Annotated in this window: 16 protein-coding genes and 3 tRNA genes; 11 read left to right on the top strand and 8 right to left on the bottom strand. The window is 47.7% G+C overall.

What is annotated here, in order from left to right; all coding sequences use genetic code 11:
* Positions 1–225 precede the first annotated feature (225 nt).
* The 10 genes from BGP75_RS03660 (at position 226) to BGP75_RS03615 (ending at position 8,851) form a co-directional block, all read left to right on the top strand.
* Entirely contained in the window at positions 226–1,962 is a 1,737-nt protein-coding gene (locus BGP75_RS03660) for a tetratricopeptide repeat protein (protein WP_143820970.1), read from the top strand.
* A gap of 222 nt (positions 1,963–2,184) precedes the next feature.
* Complete coding sequence (lolB, locus tag BGP75_RS03655; RefSeq protein ID WP_076715245.1) at positions 2,185–2,793, top strand: lipoprotein insertase outer membrane protein LolB; 609 nt, start codon at positions 2,185–2,187, stop codon at positions 2,791–2,793.
* 336 nt (positions 2,794–3,129) lie between these two features.
* Positions 3,130–4,071, top strand: a complete 942-nt coding sequence (locus BGP75_RS03650; protein WP_076715242.1) for a ribose-phosphate pyrophosphokinase — start codon at positions 3,130–3,132, stop codon at positions 4,069–4,071.
* Between the two features lie 111 nt (positions 4,072–4,182).
* On the top strand, positions 4,183–4,767 hold the full coding sequence (locus BGP75_RS03645; protein ID WP_076715239.1) for a 50S ribosomal protein L25/general stress protein Ctc: 585 nt from the start codon (positions 4,183–4,185) through the stop codon (positions 4,765–4,767).
* A 124-nt stretch (positions 4,768–4,891) separates the two neighbouring features.
* Positions 4,892–5,479, top strand: coding sequence for an aminoacyl-tRNA hydrolase (gene pth / locus BGP75_RS03640; protein ID WP_076715236.1), 588 nt, complete (start codon positions 4,892–4,894; stop codon positions 5,477–5,479).
* 23 nt (positions 5,480–5,502) lie between these two features.
* Complete coding sequence (gene ychF / locus BGP75_RS03635; protein ID WP_076715233.1) at positions 5,503–6,594, top strand: redox-regulated ATPase YchF; 1,092 nt, start codon at positions 5,503–5,505, stop codon at positions 6,592–6,594.
* A 63-nt stretch (positions 6,595–6,657) separates the two neighbouring features.
* Positions 6,658–6,734 (top strand) — tRNA-Met (locus tag BGP75_RS03630).
* A gap of 8 nt (positions 6,735–6,742) precedes the next feature.
* Positions 6,743–6,817, top strand: a tRNA-Gln gene (locus BGP75_RS03625).
* An 87-nt stretch (positions 6,818–6,904) separates the two neighbouring features.
* Positions 6,905–6,979: transfer RNA gene (locus BGP75_RS03620), tRNA-Gln, on the top strand.
* Between the two features lie 237 nt (positions 6,980–7,216).
* A complete protein-coding gene (locus BGP75_RS03615) occupies positions 7,217–8,851 on the top strand; it encodes an EAL domain-containing protein (protein WP_076715230.1) in 1,635 nt (544 codons plus the stop codon).
* Between the two features lie 5 nt (positions 8,852–8,856).
* Here BGP75_RS03615 and BGP75_RS03610 read toward each other — a convergent pair whose 3' ends face one another.
* The 6 genes from BGP75_RS03610 to BGP75_RS03585 are packed head-to-tail and all read right to left on the bottom strand — an operon-like array spanning position 8,857 to position 15,577.
* Positions 8,857–10,200, bottom strand: a complete 1,344-nt coding sequence (locus BGP75_RS03610; RefSeq protein ID WP_076715228.1) for a DUF58 domain-containing protein — start codon at positions 10,198–10,200, stop codon at positions 8,857–8,859.
* Positions 10,197–11,186, bottom strand: a complete 990-nt coding sequence (locus BGP75_RS03605) for a MoxR family ATPase (RefSeq protein WP_083704603.1) — start codon at positions 11,184–11,186, stop codon at positions 10,197–10,199. Before BGP75_RS03605 ends, BGP75_RS03610 begins: the two co-directional genes overlap by 4 nt.
* A complete protein-coding gene (locus tag BGP75_RS03600; RefSeq protein WP_076715225.1) occupies positions 11,183–12,511 on the bottom strand; it encodes a DUF4350 domain-containing protein in 1,329 nt (442 codons plus the stop codon). Before BGP75_RS03600 ends, BGP75_RS03605 begins: the two co-directional genes overlap by 4 nt.
* A 2-nt stretch (positions 12,512–12,513) precedes the next feature.
* Positions 12,514–13,947, bottom strand: coding sequence for a DUF4129 domain-containing protein (locus BGP75_RS03595; protein WP_076715222.1), 1,434 nt, complete (start codon positions 13,945–13,947; stop codon positions 12,514–12,516).
* Positions 13,944–14,897, bottom strand: a complete 954-nt coding sequence (locus BGP75_RS03590) for a stage II sporulation protein M (protein WP_076715219.1) — start codon at positions 14,895–14,897, stop codon at positions 13,944–13,946. Before BGP75_RS03590 ends, BGP75_RS03595 begins: the two co-directional genes overlap by 4 nt.
* Positions 14,894–15,577, bottom strand: a complete 684-nt coding sequence (locus tag BGP75_RS03585; protein WP_076715217.1) for an RDD family protein — start codon at positions 15,575–15,577, stop codon at positions 14,894–14,896. The genes BGP75_RS03590 and BGP75_RS03585 overlap by 4 nt, the downstream gene beginning before the upstream one ends.
* Before the next feature lie 392 nt (positions 15,578–15,969).
* Here BGP75_RS03585 and BGP75_RS03580 point away from each other — a divergent pair, with 392 nt between their 5' ends.
* Entirely contained in the window at positions 15,970–16,755 is a 786-nt protein-coding gene (locus BGP75_RS03580; protein WP_076715215.1) for a hypothetical protein, read from the top strand.
* Between the two features lie 155 nt (positions 16,756–16,910).
* On the opposite strand, the gene tuf is transcribed toward BGP75_RS03580, so the two are convergent.
* Together tuf and fusA are read right to left on the bottom strand one after the other, a co-directional pair.
* Complete coding sequence (tuf, locus tag BGP75_RS03575; protein WP_076715213.1) at positions 16,911–18,134, bottom strand: elongation factor Tu; 1,224 nt, start codon at positions 18,132–18,134, stop codon at positions 16,911–16,913.
* A gap of 32 nt (positions 18,135–18,166) precedes the next feature.
* Positions 18,167–20,263 carry an elongation factor G gene (fusA, locus tag BGP75_RS03570; RefSeq protein WP_076715210.1) on the bottom strand — a complete coding sequence of 699 codons (2,097 nt, stop codon included), beginning with the start codon at positions 20,261–20,263 and terminating at the stop codon, positions 18,167–18,169.
* Positions 20,264–20,268: the final 5 nt, after the last annotated feature.

The following is a 20,268-nucleotide window of genomic DNA, read 5'->3' as shown; positions in this document are numbered from 1 at the left end:
ACACCATCAATAGCGGCTGATAGTCTATAAAGAACAGTTACTTGACAAATTATTTCGATTAATTGAGCAATTATTGAAAACAGCTGTCTATTTTTATTAACCGATAGCTCTTTTGCCTTGATGCAGGACATTTTCTAATTGATATCTGATTGCTCCTGACTTCTTCGCAATTCATGCTTATAGTTGTTCTATACTCTATCTATAGGATTCCATGTGCTGCTTTTTATGACAAAATTTCGCATAGCTCCCACAATTTTGGTGCTTCTGATCACTTTTATCAGTGGCTGCGCCAGTCAACAATCCCTGGAATCTGCGGACACAGTCGGAAATGCGACTTCTGAAACACCACAAAACGCTGCAGCCCCTATCGAGAAAGCCAGTTTCAGACCATCAACATTGTACGCTCTGCTTGTAGCAGAAATGGCAGCTCACAGAGGTCTTCCCCGCGTAACTCTGCACAACTACCTGCAAGAAGCTAAAAGAACTCGTGACCCTGGTATTGTTCGGCGAGCAGTCCAACTGGCTGGACAGTTGCGTGACGCAAATTCATTGCTAAAAGCCTCCTTGCTCTGGACTGAAGTCGAGCCCACAAACCCTCTGCCTCTTCGCATCGCCACTCGAGAGCTTATCCGTCGTGGCGAAGCCGACTATGCGCTGCCTCTTCTCGAAAAGGCATTAGCCCAAAACAGTATTGAGGTGGTCGATGCATTGGCCAGCCGCGCTCAAAAAATGTCTGAAAAAGAACGCCAAAGCTATCTGGAGCTATTAGATCGCTTATTAGAATCCCAGCCAGATGAAGCTCATCTGTTATATGCAAAAGCCTCTCTTGTTGTTTATCAGCAGCAACTGGATTTGGCATTGCAGCTGACCAAGAAAGCACTCGACTCAGCACCGGATTTTGATCGTGCTGTATTACTGGAAGCAGACCTTCAAAGCCGCACCGGCCATCTGGATACCGCGCTGGGTCATCTAAGAGAAGAGCTGGAGCAACGGGATCACAAACAGATGCGAACACTGTACACCCGATTACTATTAGAGAAAAAGCAATATCCACTAGCAGATCAGCAAGGACAGCTACTGACCGATAAATACCCTAACGACTATAACTTACAGTTCTATTTAGGCGTTCTAACCTTAGAGCATAGCCGCCTGGATTCAAGTGAAGTCTATTTTCGCAGGTTGTCTGACACCATTGGCAACAATAGTGCTCTGAGCTATTACCACGGCCGGATCGCTCAACTGCGAGATCAGCAAGAAGCAGCGATGGAGCATTACCTGCAAGTCAAAGATGCACCCTACCTGCTGGCAAGCTTTACCGAAGTCAGTCGAATGTTAGGTAAAAGTGAAGACCAAAAGCGTCTTGCCAGTATATTCTCTCAAGGGCGTAATAGATTTACCGACGCCAGCCCCGCACTTTATGCGCTTGAAGCGGCCTGGCTGACCGAGCGCTCATTCGATATTCAGGCCATGTTACTGCTGGATCAAGCGATTACCGACCATCCGGATAACACCCGTCTGCGCTACAGTCGCGCGATGCTTGGTGAGAAACAGGGCAATATGGAGTTACTCGAAAGCGACCTTCGCTATGTACTCAGGCTCGAACCAGATAATGCAACAGTGCTTAATGCCTTGGGCTACAGCCTGACGGATAATACGGACCGCCATACTGAAGCACTGGAATTAATTGAAAAAGCGTTGGCACTGAAGCCAGATGATCCTGCGATCCTCGATAGCATGGGCTGGGCTCACTACCATCTTGGCAATCTCTCCTTGGCTATTCAATTTCTGGAGCGAGCCTACAAAGGCTTTCCAGATGCTGAAATTGCCGCACACCTGGGAACAGTTTACTGGGCGGTAGGCGATGTAGAAAAGGCCCGTTTAATCTGGGAGCAAGCCCTTGAGCTTGATCCAGATAGCCAGCTAATCAAGGATGCCATCAGCACAATCCAAAAAGACATATAGTTTCAAACAGACATACAGTCACAAAAAACATAACCATAAAATTAAGGTTACTTTTGTTATGCCGGCTCATCCCATTGGCACACCACTATTCTAATCGCATTAAGGCTCACTAACCGAAACCAAACTGGGGAAACTCAGTAATGTCTGATTAGCACTATTTCTCATTAAGCCTTCGATATAACATGCGATATAACAGTCTAGGTAAATTCTGGAAGCTCCCACATGCGTCATCTGCTACTCGGCATTCTGCTAATCTCGGTTATTAGCGGCTGTACATCCCTTCCCCCTGTGCCCGAAACCCAGGCACCTGTCCGTTCCTGGCAGGAAAACACTCAATGGCTGGAACAACAAACAGAATGGGCCATTAAAGGAAAGATAGGTATACGCCAGGACCAGCAGGTGACATCCGCTAACCTAAGCTGGGAGCAACAATACAATGACTATCGAATATTCATGTCAGGTCCGTTTGGGCAAGGAGCCGTAGATATACGAGGCAATGAGCAAGGCATTGTCCTCAAAATCAGTGGCGATGAAACCTATTACGCCACTTCTCCTGAAGCGTTACTCCAGGATCAGCTGGGCTGGTCTCTTCCACTCAGCAATCTAGACTACTGGGTTAAAGGGCTCCCTGCCCCGACAGAACCCTATATAAAAACGCTTGATGAACGAAATTTACTCAAAACACTGGAGCAAAATAGCTGGAAAATTCAATACCGTAGCTATCACTGGGACCAAACGGTTCCCCTTCCTCACAAAATCATTCTGACCCAGGGACAGTTTCTAAAAGTAACCTTAGTCGTCAAAGAATGGAGCCTAAATAATCAAATCTAGCCGGAAAAAGACAATAATAAGACTAGTATTTGACTTATAGTCTGGCTTCAACGAAAATGTCGCGTCGAAATTCTGGCTCGATCTATGGCTAGTCGATTCTGATAGTGGGCAAAAGTTTGATGTGTAAAGGAAGGCACTTTTTTCTTGCTAGTCAGTAAGCGGAAAAGCAACGAGTTTTAATCTCCCAGTGCGTAGGTTCAAATACAGCCGATAGCCATAGAAAGAACAAGATTGCATACGAATTATGATGCTCAAATTTCCCGTCGATAGTTTTCATCAGAACAGATGAGAAACTATTCAGAAACATCGTCACTCCATCACCTAAAGGTACCTCGCGTGTCCAAGCTAATGGTTTTCACCGGCAACGCTAACCCGGAATTGGCTAAAAAGGTCGGCAAGAAGCTCTGCATCTCTCTGGGGAATGTCACCGTCGGTCGTTTCAGCGACGGGGAAATAGCTATAGAGCTGAACGAAAATGTCCGTGGTAAGGATGTTTTTATTATTCAGTCCACCTCCGCCCCAACCAATGACCACCTGATGGAGTTGATCTTGATGGCTGACGCCTTGCGTCGCGCATCAGCCACTCGTATCACGGCGGTTGTGCCCTATTTTGGTTATGCTCGCCAGGATCGCCGCCCCCGTTCGGCACGAGTACCCATCAGTGCCAAAGTAGCAGCAGGCATGATGGCCTCTGTTGGCATCGACCGAGTTCTAACCGTCGACCTTCACGCCGACCAGATCCAGGGATTCTTTGATATCCCTGTAGATAACGTTTATGGCTCACCGGTACTGCTGGAAGAGATTAGCAACCAGCAATATGACAATCCCATCATCGTATCTCCAGATGTAGGTGGTGTTGTCCGTGCTCGTGCTATTGCCAAGCAACTTAACACCGACCTGGCAATTATCGACAAGCGTCGTGAAAAGGCTAATGAAGCTCAGGTCATGCATATCATCGGTGATGTTTCTGACCGTACCTGCATCCTGGTAGACGACATGTGCGACACAGCGGGTACCCTGTGTAAAGCAGCAGATGCGTTAAAAGAGCACGGTGCATATAAAGTGGTTGCCTATGCAACCCATCCGGTACTGTCTGGAAATGCCCTGCGCAACATTGAAAATTCAAGTCTTGATGAGCTGGTTGTTACCGACACCATCCCATTAAGCCCGGAAATAGCAGCCTGCGAACGTGTTCGCCAGCTGACACTTTCCGACCTGTTGGCAGAATCTATCCGCAGAGTCTGCAACGAAGAGTCCATCAGCGCGATGTTTTTGTAGCAGCCAATCGGCTCTCCTGCTTCGCACTGATTTATCTGCCCTTAGGGGCTTTACCAATGCAGCAAATTCCTGGTCGCAAGGATTTGCTGCTTTTGTTTAAAGGAAGACATTATGTCTAATTTTGTAGTTAACGCCGTCGCCCGCGCCGACATGGGGAAAGGTGCGAGCCGCCGCCTGCGTCGCGAAGAAGGCAACATTCCTGCCATCCTGTTTGGTGGTGATAAGGACCCTCAGCCGCTGACTCTGGTCCACAAGGACCTGTTCAAGCAGCTTGAAAACGAAGCATTCTTCTCTAGCATCCTGACTATTAATGTTGATGGCACTGAAGAAAAGGCAATCCTGAAAGACTTGCAGCGTCACCCTGCCAAAAACATCGTTCTGCACGCTGATTTCCTACGTGTAAAGGAAGGTGTTCAAATTAAAATCACGGTTCCTCTTCACTTCACTAACGAAGACAAGAGCTCTGCCCTTAAGCTAGGCGGAAAGGTTTCCCACACCATGAACCAGGTTGCTATCGTCTGTAATCCTGAGAACCTACCTCCATTCCTGGAAGTAGACATGCAGAACGTCAAAGTGGATGAGATCGTTCACTTGTCTGACATCATCCTGCCAGAAGGTGTTGAAATCGCCGCCCTGCGTCTGGGTGCAGATCATGACCAAGCCGTTGCCAACATCACTGGCAAGCGTGGCAGCTAAAAATAGTCAATTCTTTCATGCTCAAGCTGATTAAGGGTTGTAAACACACAACCCTTACGGAGGCCGTTGGCAGCAGGCTGCCAACGGCCCCGAGTATGAAGAACTGACAGAAAGAGGCCTCTTAGTGACTGAACAGGTAAAGTTGATCGTTGGCTTAGGTAATCCAGGCCAGCAATACGAACAAACCCGTCACAACGCAGGGGCCGATTTTTTACAGCAATTGGCGCAACAGCACCACTGCTCACTCCATCCCGAAAAACGCTTTCACGGCTTATATGGTAAGGCTCGAATAGGCAGCCAAGAGATCCACTTTCTGATTCCGACAACCTTTATGAATCTTAGCGGTCAGTCCGTTCAGGCATTGGCAAGCTATTATAAGATTCCAGTCGAGGGCATCCTTGTCGCTCATGACGAACTGGATCTGCCCCCTGGCACTGCGCGATTCAAACAAGGCGGTGGCCATGGTGGTCACAACGGCCTCAGGGACATTATTGCCAAGTTTGGTGGCAACAAAATGTTCTTTCGCCTAAGGCTCGGTATCGGCCATCCCGGTAATGCCAAGCAGGTAGCCAGTTTTGTGTTGAAAAAAGCACCTCAGAACGAACGCGAACTTACACAGAACTCCATCGATCATGCGCTTTATTCGCTTCCCGATCTACTGAATGGAAACTTGCAGAAAGCGATGAACGATCTGCATAGCCATAAAGCTTAATATCTACAGCATAGGACTCCCCCATGGGTTTTAATTGCGGAATTGTCGGCCTTCCCAACGTAGGCAAATCGACACTGTTTAATGCCTTGACCAAGGCCGGTATCGATGCGGAAAACTTTCCATTTTGCACCATCGAACCTAATGCTGGCGTTGTGGCAATGCCAGATCCTCGTCTGGACAAACTGGCAGATATTGTCAAACCACAGAAAATCCTGCCAACAACCATGGAATTCGTTGATATCGCCGGCCTGGTAGCGGGAGCATCGAAAGGGGAAGGTTTAGGCAATCAGTTCTTGGCAAATATTCGTGAAACCGAAGCGATTGCCCATGTAGTGCGCTGTTTTGAGGATGACAATGTAATCCATGTGGCCAATACCATTGACCCCCTGGCTGATATTGAAGTTATTAATACAGAACTCGCTCTTGCAGACATGGAGTCTGTAGAAAAACAGCTGCAAAAAGTCGTTAGAGTCGCTAAAAGCGGGGATAAAGAGGCGATAAAGACCAAAGCCTTATTAGAAAAAATACTCCCTCATCTGGACCAAGGACTACCCGCACGCTCGCTGGAGCTTTCCGATGATGAACAGAAGCAGATTCGCCAGCTTAATTTATTGACTTCCAAACCCACGATGTACATTGCCAACGTCGATGAAGATGGATTTGAGAACAATCCGCATCTCGACAAGGTTACCGCCCTGGCTGCCAAAGAAGGCGCTGAAATAGTGGCAATATGTAATAAGCTGGAAGCAGAAATTGCAGAACTGGATGATGAAGAACGAACCGAATTCTTAGCAGATCTTGGTATGGAAGAGCCAGGGCTAGACCGAGTGATACGAGCGGGTTACCGCCTTCTCGGCCTACAGACGTACTTTACCGCCGGTGTTAAAGAGGTCAGAGCCTGGACCGTAAAGCAGAACGCGACAGCGCCACAGGCAGCAGGGGTCATTCATACAGACTTCGAAAAAGGATTCATCCGTGCTGAAGTCACCTCCTATGACGATTTTATAGCGTTCAACGGCGAGCAAGGCGCAAAAGAAGCAGGAAAATGGCGCTTGGAAGGGAAGGAGTATCGCGTTAAGGACGGCGATGTTATCCACTTTAGATTTAACGTATAAAAATACGATCTGAGGTGTTGACAGATTCTCTAAAAAAGAGAATAATTCGCGCCTCAATACGGCGGCTATGTAGCTCAGTTGGTTAGAGCACATCACTCATAATGATGGGGTCACTAGTTCGAATCTAGTCATAGCCACCATTCCCTGTTGGGGTGTAGCCAAGCGGTAAGGCAGCGGGTTTTGATCCCGTCACGCGCAGGTTCGAATCCTGCCACCCCAGCCATCTAATTTTTATTCGTTTAGAGCTAAGCTCTGCTCTTAGTGAATAAGGTGGTCATTAGTTTCAGTCTAATTACAGCCACCATCCTGTTGGGGTGTAGCCAAGCGGTAAGGCAGCGGGTTTTGATCCCGTCACGCGCAGGTTCGAATCCTGCCACCCCAGCCATCTTACTTAATTGAACTGCCAGCCAAAGTCGAAAGATCAGCCGGAATCTTATCATTATTCCATCGCACCCAATATCCTTCGCCTTATACTACAAAATGGATATAACAGCATACAATGTTTAGCTTACTGCTCCGTTAAGCCCTCCAAGTCCTTGAGGCATCGTGATAAATCGCCTATAAAGTAGTCTTATAGAGCATATTAAGCTAGTTATGAAAGGTATTTGGACGTCAGGAGCCTATGCAAAAACAGCGGCAGAGCCTTAATATTATTTTTATCGGTGTTTCCTCCAAGGATTCTGAACCGCTTATGTCGCTGCTTAGAACTGCACGCCTGGCCCCAAGAGCCGAGCAGGCTGACAACGAGGAGAACCTGGAGCAAGTATTCAATCAGCATTCCGGTGATGTAGTCATCTATCGGCAGGACTGCGATGTAACCTTTTCAAAAGTAGCTGAACAGCTGAAAAACAACAATAAGGACATGCCGGTTATCGTCCTTGCCCCAGACGCCTCCCCCGAACACGTCATCAAAGGTTTAAAACAAAAAGCCAGCGCAGTTGTACCCATTGCCGAAAAGGAGCTGCTGGTAATGGTAATCCGCCGGGAGCTGTTTCATCGAGAAAACCGACGTCGACGAAGACAGGCGGAATTTCATCTGTCTGAAGCAGAGAAACGCTGCCGGGAGCTACTACAGTCCTCTAAAGAGGCAATAGCCTATTTAAACAGGGAGAGTCAATTCATCTTCCTAAACCCAGCATTTCTCGAGTTTATTGGCCACACCAGCGGCACCGAAATACTAGGTCATTCTATCGTTGATCTTGCTGAACATGAATCCCAAAGGCTCTTCGCGGACTTTGTTAAAAACTACCGGCAGGACACCAGCATTGATCAAGACACTGGTTTGAACATAGTCCGAAAGGACGGCAGCGTATTTACTGGAATGTTATATTTCGGTAGCTCACGATTTGAACGAACGCCTTGCACACAAGTAATCTTGAAACGCCCTCCAGAAGGGAGTGAAACAGTCGTTCTCAGCGAACAAAGCCCGACAAAAGACTTAAGCAGCCAGCAGGAAAGTACAATCAGCCCTGATACCGGCAAACAGACAGAAGTCGGAAAAGAAATGGTCTCAGTTAAGAAATTAAGAAAGGCAATTGAAAAAGACCAACTGAAATTGCTCTTTCAACCCGTAGTCAGCCTGAGAGGAGAACAAGCAAATATTTATGAAGTTCTCCTTCGTTTGATCGATACCAATGCTAATGAAGTCTCACCCAACATGTTCTTAACCATGCTAGACCATGCCGAAGTAAGCGCAGATTTAGACCGGTGGGTTATTTCCGAGAGCATACGGCAGCTTGCTATTGAGCAGAAAAGAGGTAAAAACAATCGCCTGTTTATCAACATAACAGGTCGTTCATTAGAAGATCAGGGGCTACTGCAGTGGCTGCGTGAACAGCTTCAGGAACATCAGTTATCAGGCAGCAGCCTAATTTTCCAATTCAGTGAAGCAGATGCTTCCAGCCATATCAAACACGCCAACATTTTTTCTCAGAGTCTCAAACAGCTTAATGCCAGTACTTGTATCAAGCATTACGGCAGCTCCATTGATTCAGACAACGTTTTAAGGCATGTTCCGGCAGAATACGTCAAACTGGATGGCTCCTTTGTTCAGGAGCTTGAAGACCCGGATAAACACGAGGCATTCGATAAACTGATAGAACCTCTCACCGATGAGAACAAGGTTATCGTTGCCCCTTTGGTCGAAGGGACCAATGTAATGAGTAAACTGTGGAAATCAGGAATTCACTATATTCAGGGGTTCTACCTGCAAGCCCCCAGAGAGCGGATGGATTACGATTTCTTTAATGAAAGTTAACTCTATTAGAGACGCCCTGCTGCCTTTACTGCCAAATAAGCCTCGCTAAGACGAAACAGCAGCCCCTGTGGCGGGGTATCTACCAGAATCACCCCACTGTTTCGAAGCCGCTCTTGAGTATGCTGACGACCTTGTTGATATTCAGCTATGCTGCACCAACCCAGAGCGTCATCCAGATCTTCTATCGGTTTTTTTGACTTTTCCAACAAAGATGGCTCATTTAGATTGGCAACCATCACCAGGTGATGCTTCTGCAGTAGTCGAATAGCCGGGGCCAGCTCCTCAGGAGAGTCATCCTGCAGATTAGTAACCAAGACAACCAGAGCCCGCTTTCGATAGCGCTGTATAAGAGACTCCGCGGCGACAATATAGTCTGAAGCGACAGGCTGAGGCTGCAGATCATAAAACCCGTTCAGCAGCCGTCCAATATTCAAGACTCCTTTAACGGGTGCAACCCATCGATTCTCGCCACCAAAGCTCATCATGGCCACAGCATCTCCCTGCTTAAGAGCAACATGCGCCACCATTAACAGGGCATTTAAAGCATGGTCAAAGTGGCTCAATTGATCATCCTGATCTAATAACCGACGCCCGGCATCAAGCATAAAAATGATCTGCTGATCTCGTTCATCCTGATACTCTCGTGAGATCAGTTGCAGACGCCTTGAAGTAGCCCGCCAATCTATCTGCCGCAGAGAATCTCCCTGGCGATATTCTCTCAGCTGATGGAAATCCAATCCAGAGCCCCGTTTGGGACGTTTTCGAATACCGCTGTTCTTATAATTACTCTTGCTACTGGGGCGAAGCTCCGAACGCAAGCGAGCAAAATCAGGGAAAACTTTGACCGAAGTCTGGAGCGGCAAACGCTGCTGAAGATGCCAGAAACGCCAAAACGAGTTACACCGAAGACTAAGGCCATCAAAAAGAAAATCGCCTCGTTCCAAAGGGGTCCATTGGTATCTGACTTCAACTGCTCGACCGGCTTCGGTCGTGCAAGGTATCGCAGATGCAGAACTACTCCCCTCCCTTGGATAATGGTCCTGAACCAACCAGCGTTCAGATATCTTCGCCGTCGGAATCAGACAAAGCTCAACGGTCGCCGGACGGTTTAATGCCAGGCTCTGTGGCAAGCGACGCCTGAGTTCTGGCGCAGGCCGCCGCAAACTGACCAAGGCATCCAACAATGCCCACCCCAGCATCACGACAGCTAAAGCAATCAGCGCATTTCCGGCATTATCCAACGCTTCATGCCACTCAGAAAATACGCGAAGCCCGGCAATCACCGCAGCAAGCACAGCGATCAATGCCAGAGCGAAAAAACTACTGCGACCCGGTACCAGCAATCTCATTGACGAGGAGCATCCACAGTGTCCAGTAACCCTTGCAGCACCTGATCTGCGTTATACCCTTCTATTTCACGATCAGCCGTCAGTTGCACTCTATGACGAAGTACTGGCAACGCCATCGATTTGATATCATCGGGTGTCACAAAATCGCGCCCATCCAACAACGCTCTTGCCCGTGCGGCCTGAATCAAATTGATACTGGCCCTGGGTCCCGCACCACGCTCCAATCCGTCCCAGTCACGACTTGCACGACATAGCCGAACACCATAAGTAAAAACTTCCTGGTCGACAGCAATTTCTCCTAATTGGTCTTGCAGATCCGCAATTTGGTCTGCATTGAGAATGGGGTCAATACATTCAACGCCCCAGGGCGCATCACCGAGCCCGGTAACAGACCGAACAAGAGCTTCTTCATCCTCTTGATCAGGGTAATCAATCTGCACTTTCAGCATAAAGCGATCCAGCTCAGCTTCTGGCAACGGGTAGGTTCCCTCTTGTTCAATCGGATTCTGAGTTGCCAATACCATAAAGGGAGTATCCACCGGGAAAGTACTTCCCTCGATGGTGACCTGTTGTTCCTGCATAACTTCAAGTAGAGCAGCCTGAGTTTTCGCTGGGGCTCTGTTAATTTCATCGGCAAGTAGCAGGTTGGTAAATATTGGACCTTTGCGGGTTTCAAATTTTTGTTGTGCCATGTTGAACAATGTATGACCGGTCACATCAGCTGGCATAAGGTCTGGAGTAAACTGAATCCGACTGAACTGACCCGAGAATGTTGCAGCCAGACTTCGTACCAATAATGTCTTACCTAATCCAGGAACGCCTTCAATCAACACATGCCCACGAGCCAAAAGAGCAACCAAGACCTGGTCAACAACCGGACCCTGACCTATCAGAACCTGATTTAATACTTCTCGAATGCGCTGTAAAGCAGCTCCGTCTGGAGCCTCTGAAAACTCAGTAGAAGTACTACCGCCCATCTGATTCATAACGATTCCCTTATTTGTTTCAGTATTCGCGTAGCGCTCTGAAAATCTGTTGCAGATAACGCTGTTTTTGATTCCATCGCGATCTGAATATCACCTTCCGGCACCCCTGTATGCTCCGCCAATAATCGATAATGCTGTCGCTGATTATCAGCCCTAAACCCATCTAACCGCTGAATCGCTCGCTGACGAATATCGTCACGTAACGGTGCCAGTAACGATGAATGGTGCCCGGCCCGAAACCGAAAGCGCGCCGATGACTGAAGATGCTCGAAAAAGTGACGGCGAAACCTCTGTCGATGCTGATCAGCCGGTCCCAACCGGACTCCCCTTCGCCACAGCCAAAATACCAACATCAGTAACAATGAAGTAACCAGTTCAGGGAGATAGAAAAAAAGAAGCTCACTCAAGGATGCCTGCTTGCGATTGAGCAGGAAAAAAACCTTCGTCTGTTCTCCCAGCAAATATTCAAGAAAGAAAGCATGATCCCGGCATGCCACCCGGCTGTTCGTCCATATTCCACCATCACTCAGCAACGTCACTTTGCCTCTTCCCTGGTCGAACTGAAGAATCACCGGCAATCCACGACTGTCTACCACCTTGCGATATGCCTGTTGCTCATTTAATAAGCTTAAGTGAACTCTGGTACGGAACTCCAGCTCAATATCTTGCTGTGAATCAAGTAGAGCCAGCTGAACCGGATTGCGATCATCACACCGACGAATATCCCGAAAAGATGCAAGTTCTTCAATCAATGAAGGTACGGTTTCTTCTGCCACTGTGTCAGATTCCAGAAACTCAGCAGCATCAGAATGACTGTCCCTGCGTTGCTCAGTCTCTGAAAAAGATGTTTCTGATTCACTATCGCTCTGGCTAGACTCTTGATACTCTGAATAGTCTTCCTCTTCATCAGACGAGCGCCACCCCAACTCAAGAGCGACTCCCAGTTGTTCAAAAAGCAAATCTTGTTTTAACTCAGCAAAGCCTGGCCTGGCATTTTCAGGAGATAAGATGAGGTGCCCTCCTCTTCTCACCCAGTCAAGTACATCAGTCAGCTGTCGCTCAGCTAACACCCCATACCCGCCGAGCAACACAACTGCATCCTTATCCTGAAAAAAGTCCGGGGCTTTCATTGGTGCCAAAGAGCGGGCGGTATCTGCATCTATATCTTGCTGCTCGAGGTAACGAATAATTGCAAAGAAAGGGTCACTACCCGCCTCTTTACTCGGACCTGCATCATACCGGATCTCTTTCCACTCAGCGTTCCATAAAGCCAGACCTGAAAAAACAAGGAAAACCAGGGCTAACAGGCCCAATAGCTTCTTCACCGCTAGCCCTCCTGACTAAGATTCTTCAGCGGCTCAAAATGAGCCGACCACAGGGGTAACAGTTGATGAATATCGGTGATATCCGGCAACCGATGACCATAGGCAGCTTGGATCCATAATTGGGTCAACTGAGAAAAATAGCCATAGAGATCAGGTTGTGCTGAACCTTTCACAACCCCCAGGCAATCCCCTTCTGTATAACCTGCCAGTAAACGGAGCCCGTAGCGGCCAACAAGTCGGGAGAGAGAGGCCCGGTATAATAGTGCTAGAGCAGCTCTGACATCTCCATCCTGTAACAGGCTCTCAACCTGAACAGTCACATTCTCAGGTAAGCTATCCTCCCTGATATTCAGCCCGGCCACTGTTGTTGCCAGCTCTTGCCGGTCAGAAAAGAGCTCGCTTGGCGATCTAATCTTCATCAACAACCATCCCTGATAAACCAGCCAGACAACTGCAGCAAGAGCCACCACCCAAAGAAAAATTTCAAGAACGCTGGCAATCTCCAGATCAGCCCCCTTATCCTTGGAATCATCCAGCCAGTCCCAATCGAAGGACCAATTCTCCAGAAAGTCGGGATACTTCTGCACTTCGATCTGGTGAAAATCCTCACTTTCAATCACTCTCAGAATATCTTCCCGAGCTTCTTCTGGTGTAGATGCCATAGCAGGTGTTGAATTAATACTACTGACAGATATCACTGCCAGTAGGATCACCATCGCAAATGAGCTCCGCTTAGTCAGAATACGACGAAACCCCTGCTCAATATCCCAGCCTTCCAGCCAAATTCTGCGGTTAAGGTACAAACAGAAGCCACAACTCACATAACAGGGAGCCACTATCCCAATGACAAGATAGACAAGACACGCCTGAATCCACTCTGCTTCACCGCTAATCAGTTCCGTTCCAAACTCCCAGCTGTCTGCCGGCATAAACAACATGATCAGTCCATAGAAACTAAATATCAGCGCCGATTCCAAATGCAACAGAATAATTGTCAGCCATGACGAAACGCTATCGTTACGCAAAACTCGAATGCGTTCTCCTCGGGCTTTACCATTCATACCCTCTAACTGACCAATGGGCTGGAGAAATGATCTTGACAAGCTAAAGCGACGCCAGGTCAACCAGGAGAACCACTGGGTTTTTAGCAATCCGGGAAAAGCTCGCAGCGTCTCAACAACCTCTGGAGGATTATTAAACACGGCACGACCGAGAAAGAATAACAGCGGTCTTTCCAGCAAGGGCTTAACCCACCAGACAACCGCTGCTGCCCAGACCGGACCAACCACAAGCAGCGCGACTAAAAATAGCAGAAAGCTGGACAGAAACCATATGAGGTATAACTGGGGCCACCATCGCCTTACAAGCACAAGCCCCAGATCGGCGGCTTCCCAAGGGTTGCGGGGGCGGAGATTAATTACCAGATTTGTCTTCATCGACTACGTCCCACTCGGACGAAATACAGGGCCACCAAAAACCAGAATAGTGCCCCTACAGCGTAACGAACCTCAGCCCCCAAGCTCACTGTTGAAGACCAGAACGCTTCCAGAAAGGCCGCTATCACTAGCATCACTGTTGCACCGATCATCAAAGTGATGGCCGCAGTAGAACTGCGCTTAAGCGCTTCCAGACGACTATAGCGCCCAGGTGCCAGCACTGCCCATCCCAGCATTATGCCAGCCGCACCGGATATACAGATACCATTAAGTTCAAATGCACCGTGACCAATGACAAAAGGAAACAAAGTGTTCTGATAACCAACATTTAAAAGATGAGCAAATACAGCCCCTATGGTTAGACCGTTAAAAACAAGAAAAAACAAACTACCTAATGTTAGTAAAAGACCAGAAGCAAAGGTTTGAAAAGCGATGCCGATATTGTGCTGGATATAGAACCCAAACATCATAAAATCTGTATCTGAACTTCGCTCTCGACCGGTTTTAGCGTTACTGGGGTCGTACATTTGCTCCATATTCAGTACGCTGTCAATATCAAGCAAGGTGTAGACTGCGGCAGGTTGCAACCATACCCACAACATTGTCAGTAGCATGACGCCATAAAACAGCCCAAAAGAGATCAAGACATAACGCCAGTTCTGCCGCACTGCTTGAGGAAAGCGCCGAAGCAGGAATTGTGGGATTTTTGGCAGCACCGGATAGCGGCGCAGATACAATTGCTGATGTGCCCGCATCACCAGATCATCTAAAAAGGAAACCAGCTGAGGTCCATATCCCCGACTCTGTGACAAAGCTAAATGCTGGCAGATAATCCTATAGTGCTTGGGAAACTGATCTTCACCGGACTTATTGCTCTCCAGGTCCTTTAGCTGTTGCTCGAAATTCTGCCAAAGAGGACGGTGCTTTGATTCAAATGAACTTTGTTTCATCGCTGGGCCAGAACCCCGTAAGCAATGGAGCTAAGGTATTCAACCTCATTTCGCTGTTGATTGGATGATTCCAATAAAGGCCTGAGAATGGCTGCTAATTCCTGCTGTCTTTCTTCACTCAGTTGGTCTTTACGTTCAACAAACGCGATAAGTAAACGTTGCTCCTCAATACTCAGGGGAAATGGCGACGGCAAAGCGTCACCCAGCTCTATCTCTTGATGCTTATTTCTAAACTGATGAATCACCAAAGTCCCCGCTACTAAGTCTCCTAATCGCTTGGAATCCTTATTCACCAGCATTGAGAACATTCCCAAACCATATAGAAAAGGCAGAAAATCAACGGCTCGAATAAGATTTCGCGTTAGCGATGCACCGAAATCCACAGGTGTCCCGTCGTCAAAGGTCACCCGCAGACCCATGGCTTTCTTTCCTGGTGTCGCTCCTTGGAAGAAGACCTCAAACAAAACGGGATACCACCATTCAAGCAGAAACCAGATCAATAACAATAATCCTGATCCAACCTCTCCCAGAACTGAGGTAACATAGCCACAAATAATCATAATGACTAAACGGATTGCCAAATCGATTGCAAAGGCGGCCGCACGAACCGGAATCCCGGCCGGAGAAAGTGTAAATGACACCCCTTCAGGGGCTTCTAATTGAATTCGTGTGTCCAGCATCCGTCAGGTCACAATCACTTGTTGGAGGGTTATCAGGCTGGCAGTGATAGAGCGCAGTCGCATCCTTTCGGCCTTAAAATCTTGCACCCTGCAACTATAACGGTAGCCGATACAGCCGGTCAAATACTTAATTTAGCGATACTTTTTCTTAGGATTAATACTGAGTAGCCTGGCTAGTCCCATTAATAAACTGGCTAGAAATGGAACCCATGGCTGTGTGTATGCACTAACACTATATGGATCCCTTGCCCTGTTGACTTAAATTCAGTCAGTAACAGGCTTAGGCGATGCTGAGTTTTACACCTTAGCAATGACACTTTCAGAAATAGCTGCACAGGTGAAGTCTTAGTTTAACGGGCTGTGAATGGGACTCCCCTGGCAGGAAAGAAACCATGTTCAGATTCCGGGTAATTATTACATCTATTCTGCTGCTTTCTTCACTACCCAGCTCTGCGCAGATGAGCCAGGAATTATTTAACTTCATCGTTAATACAACGGCCTCCCACTACCAGCAGGAGTTCCTGCGGCAGCAGCAAAAATTAAGCATTGTTGCTGCTTGGCACAACGATAATATTTATGCAAATGCCTGGAAAATGGAAGATGCTAAGGGAGAAACAGGGCTAGTCCAGATATCAGGTGGTTTTGCACGCCATCCGTATATTACAGCTGATGCTTTTGCACTTATTCTTTGTCATGAAGTAGGACACCATATTGCAGGACCACCTAAAATATGGAAATTTTCTGCGGAAGGTCAAGCCGATTACTTTGCAGCTTCTGATTGCCTTAGAAAACTATTCAGACAGCCAGAATTCCCCTGGAAACCCAAGTATGTGCCTAGAGTTGTTCGTTTAGCCTGCATTGACGCTTTTGAAAAAAAGGCAGAGCAACTGATATGCGCTCGCATTGCCCTCGCAGGAGCCAGCTTAGCAGGTTATTTTGCTCAAAAACGTGATTTGTTAATGCCACTTCTCGCACGTCAGGACAATACAATTGTAGAGCAAACAACACTAATCCCTGCCAGCCCACAATGTCGTCTTGATACCTATTTCGCAGCCGCATTGTGTAATAGCAACACAGATCTAAACTCTGTTGACCGACCCTGGTTGTGCCACTCAATTAAAAACCGCAGTAAATCGAACAGGCCACCATGCTGGTTTAAGGAAACGGCAGCGGATTAGGTGATCGAAGATCGGACCTCAATCTGATGTTAAAAAAGCCTGGAGCAAGGGAAAGCATGTATATTCTAGAAATAAAAAAAGACCATCTCCTCTCGAAGATGGTCTTTTATTCATTATTTACAGCTACTTAGATAGCTGAGGTATTGTAAGTAAGATTACTTAAGAACCTTAGCAACAACACCTGCACCAACGGTACGACCACCTTCACGGATTGCGAAGCGCAGACCTTCGTCCATAGCGATAGGAGCGATAAGACTCACAGTCATCTGGACGTTATCACCCGGCATAACCATCTCAACGCCTTCTGGAAGCTCACAAGCACCAGTTACGTCAGTAGTACGGAAGTAGAACTGAGGACGGTAGCCTTTGAAGAATGGAGTGTGACGTCCACCTTCATCTTTACCCAGAACATAAACTTCAGCTTCAAAGTCAGTGTGAGGAGTGATGGAACCTGGAGCAGCCAGTACCTGACCACGCTCTACTTCGTCACGCTTAGTACCACGCAGCAGAACACCAACGTTCTCACCAGCACGGCCTTCGTCAAGAAGCTTACGGAACATCTCAACACCAGTACAAGTCGTCTTGGTAGTGTCTTTGATACCTACGATTTCAACTTCTTCACCAACCTTAACGATACCGCGCTCAACACGACCGGTTACAACAGTACCACGACCCTGAATAGAGAACACATCTTCAATAGGCATGATGAATGCGCCGTCGATTGCACGCTCAGGCTCAGGAATATAGCTGTCCAGAGTCTCAACAAGCTTCTTAACAGCTGTTGTACCCATTTCGTTGTCGTCCTGACCGTTCAGAGCCATCAGAGCAGATCCTGGGATGATTGGAGTGTCATCACCTGGGAATTCGTACTCAGACAACAGATCACGCAGCTCCATGTCAACCAGCTCAAGCATTTCTGCATACTCTTCGCTGTCAGCACCGCCACAGTCTTCAGCCAGCAGGTCTGCTTTGTTCAGGAAGACAACGATGTAAGGTACACCAACCTGACGGGATAGCAGGATGTGCTCACGAGTCTGAGGCATCGGGCCATCAGTCGCGCCACAAACCAGGATAGCGCCGTCCATCTGTGCAGCACCGGTGATCATGTTCTTAACATAATCGGCGTGTCCTGGGCAGTCTACGTGCGCGTAGTGACGATCAGGAGAATCATACTCAACATGAGAAGTCGCGATGGTGATACCACGCTCACGCTCTTCAGGAGCATTATCAATCTGAGCAAAGTCTTTCAACTCGCCACCCCAAGCTTCTGCACAGACGCGAGTCAGAGCAGCAGTCAGAGTAGTTTTACCATGGTCAACGTGTCCAATTGTACCTACGTTGACATGGGGTTTGTTACGTTCGAATGTTTCCTTAGCCACGGCTATAAACCTCTTAATTAGGCGTTCTAAAATTAACCTTCAGCGTTAATAACTGCATCGGCAATGTTTTGGGGAGCTGCTGAGTACTTCTCAAACTCCATGGTGAAAGTAGCTCGCCCCTGACTTGCAGAGCGAAGATCGGTTGCATAACCGAACATCTCTCCAAGAGGAACTTCGGCTCGAATAATCTTGCCAGACGGACTATCTTCCATTCCCTGTACCAGGCCGCGACGGCGGTTCAGGTCACCCATAACATCACCCATGTAATCTTCTGGTGTCACCACCTCAACCTTCATCATAGGTTCAAGAAGACAGGGATCTGCTTGTTGGGCATATTTCTTCAATGCTTGTGAAGCGGCTATTTTGAAGGCCATCTCATTGGAGTCGACTTCATGGAAAGAGCCATCATACAGACGCGCTTTCAGACCCAACAGCGGATAACCACCAATAACACCGTTCTGCATTTGTTCGGTGATACCTTTTTCAATCGCAGGGATATATTCCTTCGGAATAGCGCCACCTACAATTTCATTGATAAATTCCAACCCGTCATTCTCTGAGGGTGAGAACTCAATAACAACATGACCGTACTGACCACGACCACCGGACTGGCGTGCAAACTTATGGTTAGCATCTACAGAAGCTCGAATTTTTTCACGGTAAGATACACGTGGTTTACCCACTGCAGCATCCACCTTGAATTCACGCTTCATTCGATCCACAAGAATATCCAGATGTAACTCACCCATTCCAGAGATAATTGTCTGACCGGTTTCTTCGTCAGTTTCGACACGGAAAGAAGGATCTTCCTGAGCAAGCTTGCCCAGTGCAACACCCATTTTTTCCTGATCAGCCTTAGTCTTAGGCTCAACCGCGACGGAAATTACCGGCTCCGGAAACTCCATGCGCTCCAGAACAATAACATTGTCCTGAGAACATAAAGTGTCACCGGTGGTAACATCTTTAAGACCAATCGTTGCGGCAATATCACCAGCACGAACTTCTTTAATCTCTTCACGGTTGTTTGAGTGCATTTGCACCATACGACCAACACGTTCTTTTTTCTGTTTAACGGAGTTATAAACACCGTCACCAGAATTCAGAGTACCGGAGTACACACGAATAAACGTCAGAGTGCCAACGAAAGGATCAGTCGCGATTTTAAAAGCAAGCGCTGCAAAAGGAGCATCGTCATCAGCGGGACGCGTAGCTACAGTCTCTTTGCCATCGTCCAGGATGCCTTCGATCGCTTTAACTTCCTTCGGAGAAGGCATATATTCGATCACCGCATCCAATACGGCCTGAACCCCCTTGTTCTTAAAGGCGGAACCCGCCAGCATCAGAACAATCTCATTCTCCAAGGATCGCTTACGTAATCCCAGCTTGATCTCATCGTTGGATAACTCACCTTCATTCAGGTACTTATCCATTAACTCTTCGGTGGCTTCTGCCGCGGACTCCACCATCAGTTCGCGAAGCTCTTCAGCCTTGTCTTGAAGCTCAGCAGGAATACCTGCTTCTTCATAGGTCATACCCTGGTCGTCTTCATTCCAGAGAATGGCCTTCATTCTGATTAAGTCGACGACACCCTTGAAGTTCTCTTCAGCACCAATCGGGAAATTGATCGGAACAGCAACAGCTCCCAAGCGTTCTTTTAGTTGCTCAACAACCATAAAGAAATCAGCGCCAGCACGGTCCATCTTATTAACAAAGACCATACGGGGAACTTCATATTTGTTAGCCTGGCGCCAAACGGTTTCAGTCTGAGGCTGAACACCGGAAGAGGCACAAAGAACAACAACGGCACCGTCCAGAACACGTAAAGAACGCTCCACTTCAATCGTGAAATCTACGTGTCCTGGTGTATCAATAATATTGACACGGTGTTGATCAAACTGTTGGCTCATACCGGACCAGAAACAAGTTGTCGCGGCGGAAGTGATGGTTATCCCACGCTCTTGCTCTTGCTCCATCCAATCCATGGTCGCTGCACCGTCATGAACTTCACCGATTTTATGGGACATACCGGTATAGAACAAAACACGTTCAGTCGTGGTCGTTTTACCAGCATCGACGTGAGCACAAATACCAATGTTGCGATATCTGTCAATAGGTGTCTGACGGGCCACAGTTT

The organism is Motiliproteus sp. MSK22-1 (assembly GCF_001968815.1).
Lineage (GTDB): Bacteria > Pseudomonadota > Gammaproteobacteria > Pseudomonadales > Balneatricaceae > Motiliproteus.
Note: the sequence above shows the minus strand (reverse complement) of the source record. Positions and strands in the feature narration are given on the sequence as shown.